10 protein-coding genes are annotated in these 12,568 nt (G+C 60.0%); all 10 read right to left on the bottom strand.

The features are described from left to right. Positions 1-30: 30 nt before the first annotated feature. Genes entS through ACLPGZ_RS16790 form a run of 10 tightly spaced genes read right to left on the bottom strand, consistent with a single transcriptional unit; the run spans position 31 to position 12,335 of the window. Complete coding sequence (gene entS / locus ACLPGZ_RS16835) at positions 31-1,281, bottom strand: enterobactin transporter EntS (protein ID WP_239055007.1); 1,251 nt, start codon at positions 1,279-1,281, stop codon at positions 31-33. A gap of 3 nt (positions 1,282-1,284) precedes the next feature. Beyond that, complete coding sequence (locus tag ACLPGZ_RS16830; RefSeq protein WP_239055008.1) at positions 1,285-5,208, bottom strand: amino acid adenylation domain-containing protein; 3,924 nt, start codon at positions 5,206-5,208, stop codon at positions 1,285-1,287. 21 nt (positions 5,209-5,229) lie between these two features. Then, positions 5,230-5,475 (bottom strand): phosphopantetheine-binding protein, encoded by a 246-nt coding sequence (locus ACLPGZ_RS16825; protein WP_003804459.1) that lies wholly within the window; start codon positions 5,473-5,475, stop codon positions 5,230-5,232. Next, positions 5,472-7,118, bottom strand: a complete 1,647-nt coding sequence (locus tag ACLPGZ_RS16820; RefSeq protein WP_060186114.1) for a (2,3-dihydroxybenzoyl)adenylate synthase — start codon at positions 7,116-7,118, stop codon at positions 5,472-5,474. Before ACLPGZ_RS16820 ends, ACLPGZ_RS16825 begins: the two co-directional genes overlap by 4 nt. Before the next feature lie 41 nt (positions 7,119-7,159). After that, positions 7,160-7,846 (bottom strand): 4'-phosphopantetheinyl transferase family protein, encoded by a 687-nt coding sequence (locus tag ACLPGZ_RS16815; protein ID WP_239055009.1) that lies wholly within the window; start codon positions 7,844-7,846, stop codon positions 7,160-7,162. Position 7,847: 1 nt separating this feature from the next. Beyond that, positions 7,848-8,564, bottom strand: a complete 717-nt coding sequence (locus ACLPGZ_RS16810; protein ID WP_239055010.1) for an ABC transporter ATP-binding protein — start codon at positions 8,562-8,564, stop codon at positions 7,848-7,850. Beyond that, positions 8,561-9,319, bottom strand: coding sequence for an ABC transporter ATP-binding protein (locus tag ACLPGZ_RS16805; protein ID WP_226349575.1), 759 nt, complete (start codon positions 9,317-9,319; stop codon positions 8,561-8,563). Before ACLPGZ_RS16805 ends, ACLPGZ_RS16810 begins: the two co-directional genes overlap by 4 nt. Further along, positions 9,316-10,254: a branched-chain amino acid ABC transporter permease gene (locus tag ACLPGZ_RS16800; protein WP_035268457.1), complete on the bottom strand. Its 939-nt coding sequence runs from the start codon at positions 10,252-10,254 to the stop codon at positions 9,316-9,318. Before ACLPGZ_RS16800 ends, ACLPGZ_RS16805 begins: the two co-directional genes overlap by 4 nt. After that, complete coding sequence (locus ACLPGZ_RS16795) at positions 10,255-11,124, bottom strand: branched-chain amino acid ABC transporter permease (protein WP_035268872.1); 870 nt, start codon at positions 11,122-11,124, stop codon at positions 10,255-10,257. An 8-nt stretch (positions 11,125-11,132) separates the two neighbouring features. Then, positions 11,133-12,335, bottom strand: coding sequence for an ABC transporter substrate-binding protein (locus tag ACLPGZ_RS16790; protein ID WP_239055012.1), 1,203 nt, complete (start codon positions 12,333-12,335; stop codon positions 11,133-11,135). Positions 12,336-12,568: the final 233 nt, after the last annotated feature.

Below are 12,568 nucleotides of genomic sequence, written 5' to 3'. Positions count from 1 at the left end.
AGCAGGCGTGGGTAGAACAAAAGCGAGATGTCAGGCATTGGGCGGGCCATCCTGTTTGCTGGCCGAACGCAGGCCTTGGTTAAACACGCCGAAACCGCAAGCGACAGCGGCACAGGCCAAACCACCCACGGCCACGGCGACTGCCGGGCCCAGCAGACGGGACAGATAACCCATTTGCATATTGCCCAAGGCCTGGCCCAGGGAATATTGCGTCATCCACAAGCTGGAGACACGGCCCAACAGGTAATCGGGGGTGTGGTGCTGAACCAGCGCCATACGCATGATTTTGGAGATGGTGTCGGCAGCACCCATGATGGCCAGGCAAACCAGTGCCCACCACAGGGTCGCTTGCAGGGACAGGGCCGCTACCGCCAGGCCCCAGATCAGCACGGCAATCACAATGGCAGCACCTGGGCGGGATACCTGACGGCACCAGCCACTGGACAGGGCGGCCAGCGTGGCACCGACGGCCGGAGCGGCGTAGAGATAGCCGGTGGCGGTGGCGCCCATTTTCAGAATGGTGTCGCCCCACTCGGGCATCAGGGCCAAAGGCGTGGCCAGAATCAGGGCAGCCAGATCAATCAGCAACAGGGCGCGCAGCAAGGGGTGGCTGGCCACAAAACCAAGGCCATCACGCAGGGATTGGAAGGCATTTTTCTGGGGCTGCTTGCCCGCTTGCGGAGGCAAGGGCGGCAGAGCACGCAAGAGTAAAGGGGTGACGATGACCCCGCACAGGACAATCACGTAGCAGAAAATCAGACCAGGACCGGAGATCAACACGCCTGCCAAGGCGGGGCCGATAATACCGCCCAACTGCATGGCCAGACCGGACAGGGCGGCCGCAGCGGCCAGCTTGTCTCGACCGACCAGTGCCGGGGTAGCGGACATCATGGCCGGGACGCTGATCCCGCCTGCCGCACCACCAATGGCAGCGGCCACATAGATCAACCAGACCTGCGGGTTGGGCAGCAGCGTATTGAGCAGGAACAGCACCACGCTGATGATGTAGACACTGCGCGACCAGACCATCAGGCTGCGCCTGTCCATGCGGTCCGACAAGACACCGCCGGCAATCAGTGCCAGCACCATGGGGGTGGCCATGGATACGTTCAGAAAGGCAACGGCCACACTGGATTTGGTCAGCTCATAAAGCTGCACGCTGGCAGCCACCATCAACATGCCGGTGACCAGCACCGTGGCGGCCCGAGCGAAGTAGGCAAAGCGGAATGCTCGACTTTCGATTAGTGGCGAGATATCCAGAAAGAAACGTCTTACAGACATGGCTTATACATCGAGTTCAGGGTGGGCTTGTGCCTGTTCGGCAAAAGCCATGGCCGAGTCCATCAGCGGGGCCATGATGGCCACGGCTTCAGTACCGGTCAAATGCGCGTGCAAGGAGGCAATGTCGTGCACATCCAACTGCCCTGTGTAGGGCTTCCACAAATCGGGATGCAATTGTGTGCCGGCGTGATCCAGCGCCGCGCGGAAATAAAGCATGGGGCCGTCATAGACGTGATGCTCGTACAGGCGCACCAGGCGGTTATTGTTTTCCACCACCTGAAATACGCTGTCCAGACGCGTGTCGGGCAACTCGGCCAGCGGGTGACCGCTGCGCTTGAGGAAGTCCACCACACCCTGACGGGTCAGGGAAACGTCGGGCAAGCTGTCTGGGTCGTGGCCCGCAATATGCAGCAGCGCCTTGTAGATGGCATTGGGCTCGGGGGCCGGTTCGTTACGCCACGCGTCGCTGGGATAGGCGTCCAGCAAGGACAACATGCCTACCAGTTGACCGCGACGACGCAGCTCCACGGCCATGGCCTGAGCAATAATGCCGCCCACGGACCAGCCTGCCAGATGGTAGGGGCCTTGTGCTTGAACTTGCTCGATACGATCCACATACACCTTGGCCATGGCATCCAGGCTGCCATCCAGACCCAGCGAGGCGTCAGACAGCACACTGGCTTGCAAGCCATAAACAGCGCGGCCGGCAGGCAGGTGACGTGCCAGTGCCCCATAGCACCAGGACAAACCACCGGCCGGGTGAACCACAAACAGTGCGGGCTGGTCGTTCAGCCCCGGACGCAAGGCGATGATGGGACCAAAACCATCGGCTGCTGCGCTGCCAGACTGATCCAGATGTTTGGCCAGACGGGCAATAGTGGGGTATTCAAAAATAGTGCCAATTGATACGGCCTGACCGCGTGCTTCGCGCAGTATCAAGGCCAGTTTGGCAGCTAGCAGCGAGTGTCCGCCCAGGGCGAAGAAGTCGTCGTCGGCGTAAAACGCTTCGCTGCTTTCCAGCACGGTGGCGAAAGCGGCGGCAATTTGGTGCTGAGTGGCACCATCCAGCGGCAAGCCTGCCGAGCGGGCCTGCAAGGCAGGAACGGGCAGCGCCTTGCGGTCCAGCTTGCCATTGGCTGTCACCGGCAGGGCATCCAGGCTGATCCAGGCGCTGGGCACCATGTAGGACGGCAAGTGCTCGCCTACATAAGCGGCCAGCGTGTTGTCCGTGCACTGGCTGCCTGCTTGCGGTACCCAGTAAGCCACAATCGCCATTTGACCGGGTATGTCTTCACGGGCAATCACGGCTACGTGGGCCACATCGGGGTGACGCGCCAGCAAGGCTTCAATTTCACCCAGCTCGATACGTTGACCGCGCAGTTTGATCTGGTGATCGGAGCGGCCCAGGAAAATAACCGCGCCATCTTCACGCCAGCGGGCCACATCGCCAGTGGCGTACATGCGGTGGCCATGCAGGGCGTAAGGGTCGGGCACAAAGCGTTCTTCAGTCAGGTCCGGGCGGCCCCAGTAGCCTTGCGCCAACTGTCGGCCAGCCAGGTAAAGATGACCGGCCACGCCGGGCGGTACAGGTTGCAACTGCTCGTCCAGAATGTACAGGGCGGTGTTCCATACGGGGAAACCGATGGGCACAGGCTGGGATTGATCATCGCGCGACGCAGGCCAGTAGGACACGTCCACAGCAGCTTCGGTTGGGCCGTACAGATTGTGCAGCTCGGCGTTCAACAGAGAATGGAAGCGGTCGCGGGTAGCGGCCGACAGTTCTTCACCACTGCAAAACACCAGACGCGGAGCCAGTCCACGAGCGGCAGGCTCATCCAGGAAGGCGCTGAGCATGGAGGGCACAAAGTGCAGCACTGTGATGCTTTGTTCGCGCATCAGGCGGGCAATATGAGCCGGATCGCGGTGCGCTTGTGGTGGGGCGACGACCAAGGTTGCACCTGACAGGAAGGGCAGGAAGAACTCCCACACCGACACGTCAAACGTGGCCGGGGTTTTCTGCAAAATTCGATCACCGGCACCAATGCTGTAGTGCGTTTGCATCCATACCAGACGATTGACGATGGCGTCGTGGTTAACCAGCACGCCTTTGGGTGTGCCGGTAGAGCCGGAGGTGTAGATCAGGTAGGAAGGATCGTGCGGACCGGCGGCGGCCCAGTCTGGCGCACTGCAGGTTTGTTCAGGCTGCGGGACCAGCAAAGAGGCATTGAGCGTGCAACCGGGCTGGCCGATCAGCAGTCGCGGTTGAGCGGCCTGCAAGATGGTGTTCAGGCGATCGGCAGGCTGGTCCAGATCCAGCGGCAAGTAGGCAGCACCAGCACGGTGAATAGCCAGCAAGGACAGCACCAGCTCCAGCGAACGAGGCAGGGCCACGGCGACAATATCGCCGGTCTGCACACCGGCCAGACGCAGTTGCGCGGCCAGATTGGCGGTTTGTTCGTTGATCTGGGCGTAGTTGAGCTTCTTGCCTTCAAACTCCAGGCCACTTTGTTCCGGGTGAGCCTGCAACTGGGCGTGGATCAGTGCCCATAGCGTTGTTTCAGGGACCGGGTGAGCAGTCTGGTTGACGGTCTCAATCCAGTGGTGGTGTTCGGCATTCGTCAAGGTTGGCACGGCAGACAGGGTTTCAGCCTGCAAAGCGCGCAGCAGGAACTGTTCCAGACGGACCAGATGGGTTTGAATCTGCTCGTCGGTGTACAGACGCGGGTTGGCTTCCACTTCCAGACGCAAGCCACTGGCATCGGGTTGGGCGCGGAAGGTGAAGTTCAAGTCTTCCACGGGGCCAGCGCACAGCACGGTCTGGCTGGCGGTCAGGCCCGCTTGTTCGTAGGGTGCATCGAACGGCAGCACGTTGATGATGGGGCCGTGCAGGCGACGCATGCCACCGAGCAAACCCAGATCACGGCGCAGTTGTTCACTACGGTAGCGGCCATGACGACGTGCCTGACGCAGAGCCTTGGAAACTTGGATCAGGTACTGATTCAAGGGCTGGGATTCGTCGATCTGCAAACGCAGCGGAGCCACGTTCATGACGGTGGAGACGATACGGGCACTGATATGGCCCAGACGGCCCATCCAGGGCACGCCCACCGTGCATTCGTCCTGGCGGGTGTGACGGCGCACATAGGCGGCGGTCAGGCCCGTCAGAATGTCTGGCCAGCTGATGTCGCTGCTTTGTGCCAATGCTTGCAGGCTGGCTGTCAGTTCGGGCTTGACGGCGCTGCGTGCCAGCAGGAAATGATGATCGCTCAAAGCCTGGGATTCGCTCAGGCTTTGGGCGGGCTCTGCATCGCTTAATGTGTCCAGCCAGAACTGTCTGTCCTTGCTGCGGCGCTCGCTACTCCGATAGTTTTGATCGTCATCCTGTAAAAGGGTGAACGATTCCAGCGCATGCCCATGATCTTCACGGCCACTGAGCAGGGCCTTGTAGAGCTTGACCACTCGCGTCTCGATCAGTGCCATGCCATAGCCGTCAGCGGCCAGATGATGGATACGCTGATACCAAAGATGGTGCTTGGGCCCCAGTACAAACAGGATGTGCCGTGCCAGTGGCGCAACGGTTGGGTCCAGCGGTGTGCGCAGGTCCGCCATCAGCTGGGCTTGGGCTTGTTCGGCCCCGTCTGCGTGGGCAGACAGGTCCACAATTTCCAGTTGAATGGGCTCTTGCGGGCGCAGGTACTGGGCCGGGCCGTCTGGCGTGTCCACCATGCGCAAGGTCAAGGCATCGGCTTCGGTCAGCGTCAGATTGATGGCTTGCGCAAACAGCGCGGTGTCCAGCGCCGAATGGATATGCGTGCAGTGCCCGGTATTGAAAATCGGGTTGAGCGGGTCCAAACGCTGGGCGTACCACAGACCTTCTTGTGCTTCGGTCAGGGGGCGCAATGGCAGTTCGGAAGGGGAGCTAAACATAAGCGTGTTGCAGTAAGAAAATCAACGGCCGTTCTGTTGGGCGCGTTCGATCAGGGACCACCACTGGCCCAAGGTGACCACCGAGGCCATCTCGGAAAACTCGATAGGAGCGCCAGCTTCGCGCCAGCGGGTGGCCAGGGTCATGACGCGCATGGAGTCCAGACCCAGGTCGATCAGATTGTCATCATCCAGAATGTCCTGGGGGTCTTCATGCAGCATGGCGGCAATATCTGCGCGCATGCGTTCCAGGGTAAGTGCAGTACTCATGATTGTTCTTGCGTTGTGTTTTCGAGTTGTTCGCGCAGTTGGGCGCGCAATTCCTTGCGGCTGATCTTCAGGGCCGCAGTTTCCATGAAACGGTCCACAAACACGATTTGATCCGGCACTTTGAAGTCGGCCAGACCGCGGCTGCGTATCCATTTCTTCAGTTCAATCGCGCGGGGCTTGTCATCCTTGGGGATGATGAAAGCGCAGCTGCGCTCACCCAGAAACTCGTCGGGCACCGATACCACGGCAGCATCAAAGACCTGCGGGTGAGCCAGCAGATGATCTTCAATTTCCTCGGCGGAGATTTTCTCGCCAGCGCGGTTGATGTGGTCAGTGGCACGGCCCTGAACCATCAAGTAGCCTTCGGGCGTCATGCGCACCACGTCGCCTGTGCGATAGAAGCCGTCCTCGGTAAAGGAGCGGGCATTGGCCGCGGGGTTGTTGTGGTAGGCACGGATCGTGTAAGGACCCCGTGTCAGCAGATAGCCGGTTTCCCCAGGGGCGACCGGATTGCCGTTGTCGTCCACGATCAGGATTTCATCGTCCGGGCTGATGGGACGGCCCTGTGTGTTGATGATGGTGTCCTCGGGATCGTCCAGGCGGGTGTAGTTCACCAGACCTTCGGCCATGCCGAACACCTGCTGCAAGGTCACACCCAGAGTGGGACGTACACGCTTGGCCGCTTCGGCGTTCAATTTGGCACCACCCACCTGGATTACTTTCAACGAATCCAGCTTGGCATCGGTCTTGGTGGCTGCATCCATCCACAGCATCAGCAGCGGGGGGACCAGACTGGTGTCGGTTACGCCTTCGCGCTCGATCAGCTCAAAGCAAACGTCCGGGCTGGGGGCGGGGCTCAGCACCACTCTGGCTCCGGCGTACAGTGCACCCAGAAAACCGGGTGAACTCATGGGAAAGTTGTGGGCAATGGGCAAAGCGCCCAGAAACACACTGTTCTCGTCCAGTCCGGCAATCTTGGCGCTCTCGCGCAAGGTGTAGATGTAGTCGTCGTGCGTGCGGGGGATCAGCTTGGACAAGCCGGTGCTGCCCCCCGAGATTTGCAGGAACGCCACTTCGGAAGGCTGGGCCGCCGATACGGGTACGTCTACATTGGCAGCGCTGCTTTGCAACTGGGCCAGGGACGTAAATTCTTGTGCGTCGCCCACGATGTAAACCTGCTCGACCTGCGGGCAGCGTTCACGCAGTTCGCGCACCAAAGGCAGGTAGTCAAAACCGGCATGAGCGTCCACACCAATATAGGCGCGCGCTTGAGCAGTATTGGCAAAGTGTTCGACTTCGGTGATGCGGTGCGCAGGCAGGACGTACACGGGCAAAAGACCGGCACGGAACAGGCCAAAGATCACACTGACAAACTCAGGGATGTTGGGCAGGTGCACCAGGACGCGGTCGCCCTTGCGCAGACCGGCTTGCAGCAGGCCCGCCGCGATCTGACTGGCGTACTGGTCCAGCGCGCCATAGGTCCAGCGCTGGGTGCCGCCAACAATGGCTTCGCGTTCCGGGTGGTTTTGCGCGCGCGTGCGCAGCAAAGCGCCAAAAGTTTCTCCTTGCCAGTGTCCAGCATCGCGGTATCGCTGGGCAAAAGCGTCAGGCCAAATTTGTTCAACAGGAATAGATTTCATCATGGTAATGAGAACTATTACATAAATAAGTAGGCTTGTCAGATTTACTCGTGCTCAGTCAGCTTGGTGTCAGGCAGTTGAGCGCTGTCCAAAAAGCTGACTGTCCACGGAGCAAAGGGGGTGTTCAGGCAGATGGCGGCGGCATAGTTTTCCACCGGCCGGTGACTGTGCACCACCAAACCTTGCAAGATGGGATGGGGGGATTGTACGGTGCATCCATGATCTGGGTGACCGTCCAAGGATAATTCTTGAGGCTGAATATGAAAACCCGTGCCTGCATGTTTCAGGGCGGCCTCTTTGCCACACCAAAGCGCGTAGAAGTCCAGATCGCTCTTTAGCCAGAAACGCTCGGACGGCACACTGCAATGTTCGACCAGCCCTGCTTTGACGGGCAGGCGCATGGCCTCGATGTCTACGCCTATAGTTCGGTCGGCAATTCCAATCAGCACACGCTCGCCGCTGTGCGACAGGCTAAAGTGCAGATCGGCATCGTCCAGATCCAGCACGGGCTTGCCATGTTCCAGTTGGGTGATGGGAACGGCGCGCGGCGTGCAGCCCAGCAAGGGCGCCAGAAAATGGCGCAGCGCACCGTGGGCCAGCAGGCTTAAATGCTGGTCCGACTGCTGTCTGCGACGGGCAATCACCGCCAAGGTGTGGTCGGGAACCTGGTTTCGTAACCAGGATTCCATACCAGCGGGTAAGGGAAGCGACAAACTGTATACAGACAGCATGTCAAAGTCCCAAATGGCGTTGCAAAAGGGCGGCGTCCTGGCGCAGTTGCTCGGCAGGGCCGTCATACACCAGTTGACCATTACCCAATAACAAAGCGCGTTTGGCCAACTGCAGAGCCAGACTTAAATTCTGTTCGGCGATCAGTACGGTAATGCCTTGCTCGTTCAGCGTTTGCAGCTGCGGCAGCAAGGTGTCCTGAATCGTCATGGGAGCCAGGCCTTCGCTGGGTTCGTCCAGAACAATAATGGAGGACTGCGTCAGCAGCGCACGGGCCAGTGCCAGCAATTGTCGTTCGCCACCGCTCAAGGCGGAGCAGGAGGACTGGCGGCGTTCGTACAGACGCGGCATGGCTTCGTAGATACTGTTCAGCGTCCAACGATCATCCGAGCGCGGACGTCGAGCCAGCCCGGCCAAACGCAGGCTTTCCTGCACGGTCAGCGTTGGGAAACGGCCCCGGCCTTGTGGTACCAAAGCCATGCCCAGCAGGGCGATTTTGTGCGTGGGCCAACCTGCAATGTTTTTCCCGTGCACATTGATTTGTCCGCTCCACTGCGGGCCCATATTGAACAGGCAGTGCAGGAGGCTGGTTTTTCCGGCGCCGTTGCGGCCCAGCAGGGCCACGCTTTGCCCGGCGGGGATATCCAGCGAAATTTCTTGCAGAATGTCGGCACGGTCGTAGCGTGCATGCAGGCCGGAGATGTTCAGCGCTGTGCTCATGCCGTCTCCAAAGCCAGTTCGCCCAGATAGGCCTGACGCGCGCCTTCGTGCTGGCGCACGGCGTCCGGGGTGTCGCAGGTCAACAAGGTGCCCGATGACAGCACGGCAATCCGGTCACATTCCTGGAAAACAATATCAATGTCATGGCTGATCAGCAGCACGGCACATTGGCCGCGCATGGCGTGGACCAATGCCATGACTTCACGCGATTCGGACTCGGACAGACCAGCGGTAGGCTCGTCCAGCAAGAGCACGCGGGGTTGCTGCGCCAAGGCGATCAGCAAATCCAGAATGCGCTGCTCTCCATAGGACAGGGATCGACCCAGCACATGGCCCCGGCCGGCCAGGGCGCTATGTTCCAGCAATGCTTCGGCTGCTTCTTGGCTGGCGGCGCGGGCGGCCTTGCGGCCCCACCAGTGGTAGGCGCAATCTTTTTTGATGCGCACGGCCAGAGCCAGGTTTTGCAGCAGGGTCAGTTCAGGAAAAATACGGCTGGTCTGAAAGCTGCGCACCATGCCTTGTTTGGCGCGTTCAATCGGACCCAGATTGCGCAGGTCCTTGCCTTCCAGGAATACCTGACCGCTGGAAGGAGAGGCCAGACCACTGATGATGTTGAACAGCGTGGTTTTACCTGCGCCATTGGGGCCAATCAGCCCCAGGGTTTCGCCCGCACGCAGCTCCAGGCTGACGTCCGTCAGGATATCCAGACCGCCTACATGCAAGGCCAGTTCGCGAGTGCTTAATAAAACGCTCATGCAGACCTCTTGCGTCGTTCTGCCAGACCATTGGGCATGAACAGAACTGTCAGCACAAAGATCAAACCTACCAGTAACTGCCAACGATCCGTGTAGGAGCTCAGGTAGGTCTGGGCAAACAGATAGAAGGTGGCCCCAATAAATGCGCCGCGCCAGGTGCGTATGCCACCGATCACACCCATGATGATGAGCGTGGCCGAGAAGCTCCAATGCACTTGCTGCGGGCTGACGTACTGATTCGCAAAGGGATACAGGCCGCCAGCAGCACCCGCTACCGCACCTGCAATCATGAAGGTGTAAAGGCGGATACGCCATGCCTGATAACCCAGGGCGGCCATGCGCAAGGGCTGATCGCGCAGACCGGTCAAGGCCAGCCCGATTGGGGCGCGGCTGAAAGAACGCAGCAGCAACCAGCAGATGACCGCCAGCGCCAGGGCCAGAATCATCAGGGTGTAAGGGGCGCTCAAGGGCAGATCGCCCAGGCTCAGACGCGGGAAACCGCGCAGGCCATCGGCACCGCCCGTGACATCACGCCAGCGAAATGCAACTTCCCAGATCAATTGCCCGGCGACCAGCGTAGCCACCATGAAAAACAGCTCGGAACTGCGCAGGCTGATCAGCGCCATCAATATGGATAGCAGGGTGCCCGCCACAATGCCCACCAGCAGCATCAGCGGCAGGGACGCGCCCCAATACTGGCTGCTGACGGCGGTGGCGTAGGCGGCAAAGCCGAAAACCGCACCGTGGCCCAGGGTGACCAGGCCGCCGTAACCAATCAGTAGGTTGATGCTAAGGACAGCGCAACCGATCAGTAGAGCTTCGGTGCCAAAGCGCCATAAGAAGGCATCGCCCCAGAAATAGCTGCTCAGCAAGACCAGGCAAGCCAGAGCAGGCCAAAGTCCAGTGCGCAGCAGGCAGGTGTTGAGCTTGTTCATTTAAACCTGACGCGTAGCGGATTTGCTCAAGCCATTGGGCCAGCAAAGCAGAAGGCCCAGCATGACGGCCAGGGTGGCGGCATTGGCAAAGGCTGGAACCCAGACGCGGGCAAAGGTGGTGACGAAACCCAGAATCAGCGCGCACAGCAAGGTGCCGCGTACCGAGTTCAAGCCGCCAATGACCACCACCAGCAAGGCCAGCAAGAGGATTTCTTCATCCAGACCGGGGTAAACCGACAGCATGCCTGCGCCTAAGGCTCCACCCAAACCGGCCAGGCCGGCGGCCAGCGCCATGCCGATGGCAAACAGGCGACGCGAGTTCAAGCCCAGGGTTTCGACAATCTGTGCGTCCTGCACGCAAGCGCGAATGGCGGCACCCCACAGGGTGCGATCCAGCAGGAACCAGAACAGCAAGGCCAGCGTCAGGCCGGTGACGATCAGGAACAGACGATAGGTGGGGAAGGGCAGGCCCATGATCCACACCCCGCCACGCAGCACTTGCGGCAGCATGGGCGAGAGCGTGTCGGCGCTGAAGCCCCAGCGCATCAAATCCGCCAGAATGACGGACAGGCCGTAGGTCAGCAGCACCTGCATCAAGTGGGTGCGCTGGTAGAACTGGCGAAAGGGGAAGCGGTCCAGCAACAGGCCCATCAGCCCGCACAGTGCGAAAGCGGCGGGAAAGGCCAGCCACCAGGGCGCGCCGGATGCCAGCCACTGGACGCTGATATAGCCGCCCAGCAGGAAAAAAGAGCCGTGTGTCAGGTTGATGAAGTTCATCAGGCTGAGCACTAAAGACAGCCCCAGCCCCGCCAACATCAGCAGTGCTGAGAAGGACAGGGCATTGAGGATTTGAAGCAGAAAATAAGACAAGGTGGAGCTCAAGAACGCGGGCCGGGGTCCTGGATACGCTGGTAAGTGTGGACCACCGTGTTAAAGGGGCGACCTTGCGCGTCTTTTTCCACCCGGTTGACGTAAATATCCAGAATGGACTGGTTATTGCGCGGGTCAAAAGCCATGGGGCCAAAGGCGGTGTTGATAGGCTTGTCCAGCAGGGCCTGTTTGAAGGCCGCCTTGTTGGACAGATCACCCTTGACCGCATCCAGACCGGCCTTGATGACCTGGCCGGTCACGTAACCGGAGGTGCTGGCTTCGCCGGGCAAACGGCCACGGCTGGCCTGGTAAGCAGCCACAAAGTCCTGGGCAGCCGGAGCGCCGGGCGATTGGTGGAAGGTACTGACGCCACCCAAAGCAGCTTCGCCCACAGCGGTAATCACGTCTTCCTGATCGAACAGGGCACCGGGGCCCACGATCTGGATCTTGCCGTGCAGTTGGTAGTCCTGCATTTGCTGGTGGAAACGCACAGCGTCGGCACCGGCCAGAAACGTGTAGACAAACTTGGGATTGCTGGCGGCCAGATTCATCAGGATAGGTGCGAAGTCGGGTGTGCCCAAGGGCGTCCAGATGCGCTCGCCCAGCGTGCCGCCTTGTTCCTGATAAGTATTGGCGAAGTCTTCAATGTATTCGCGGCCAGCGGTGTAGTCCGAACCCAGCGTGATGCCGCCGGATTTTTCAATGTGCTCGAAGGCCCACAAGGCGCCGGTGTGGCCCAGCATCCAGCTGGTTTTGGTGGGGCGGAATACGTAGGGGCTGGCTGCTTCACGAGCCAGGCCATTGGCAGCGGCATTGGAAATGAAGGTAGGCAGTTGCGCATCGTGCACGATGTCACGAATGGCCAGTGCGATATTGGCGCTGATGACACCGCCCAGAACGTCGATCTTGTCGCGCTCGATCAGCTTGCGCACTTTACGGATGGCTTCGTCCGGTTTGCCGTGGTCGTCTTCTACCAGCAACTGCACCTTGCGCCCGCCCATCTCGTAATTGCACTGTTGCAGCATCAACTCCAGACCGGTGCGCATGCTTTCGCCCAAGGAGGCGAAGGGGCCGGACAAGGATGTCAGCAGGGCAATTTTCAGGGGACCGTCTTGGGCGCGAAGCAGGCGGGGAACGCCAAACAGCAAAGGGCTGGCTGCGGCAGCCAGCAAAAGCTGGCGACGTCCAGCACGGGTAGGGGAGAGAGTCACGAGATCTTATTTTCCGTAAGAAAGCCAAGCTTGCCTGGCAGGACATCTCAGGCAGGAGGCTGCGCTACTAAATGTTAATCATTATCATTTTATGGTCTTTCCTGACGTAAATAAAGGCTCATACCCTTGAATGTCCATTTCGTGCGTGGGTCTTTAAAGGCAACGCGCCCCGATTGGGGGCGGATTCAGGGTGACAACGGCATGAAAACGGCCACGCGGACGCTTTATAAAAA

The organism is Alcaligenes sp. Me129 (assembly GCF_050487245.1).
GTDB classification, from domain to species: Bacteria; Pseudomonadota; Gammaproteobacteria; order Burkholderiales; family Burkholderiaceae_B; genus Alcaligenes; species Alcaligenes phenolicus.
Note: the sequence above shows the minus strand (reverse complement) of the source record. Positions and strands in the feature narration are given on the sequence as shown.

Bases quoted from the DNA above. Each gene is read 5' to 3' on its own strand.
- ACLPGZ_RS16805 (WP_226349575.1), bottom strand. From the start codon at position 9,319: ATGAGCGTTTTATTAAGCACTCGCGAACTGGCCTTGCATGTAGGCGGT.
- entS (WP_239055007.1), bottom strand. From the start codon at position 1,281: ATGTCTGTAAGACGTTTCTTTCTGGATATCTCGCCACTAATCGAAAGT.
- ACLPGZ_RS16820 (WP_060186114.1), bottom strand. From the start codon at position 7,118: ATGATGAAATCTATTCCTGTTGAACAAATTTGGCCTGACGCTTTTGCC.
- ACLPGZ_RS16815 (WP_239055009.1), bottom strand. From the start codon at position 7,846: ATGCTGTCTGTATACAGTTTGTCGCTTCCCTTACCCGCTGGTATGGAA.
- ACLPGZ_RS16830 (WP_239055008.1), bottom strand. From the start codon at position 5,208: ATGTTTAGCTCCCCTTCCGAACTGCCATTGCGCCCCCTGACCGAAGCA.
- ACLPGZ_RS16810 (WP_239055010.1), bottom strand. From the start codon at position 8,564: ATGAGCACAGCGCTGAACATCTCCGGCCTGCATGCACGCTACGACCGT.
- ACLPGZ_RS16800 (WP_035268457.1), bottom strand. From the start codon at position 10,254: ATGAACAAGCTCAACACCTGCCTGCTGCGCACTGGACTTTGGCCTGCT.
- ACLPGZ_RS16825 (WP_003804459.1), bottom strand. From the start codon at position 5,475: ATGAGTACTGCACTTACCCTGGAACGCATGCGCGCAGATATTGCCGCC.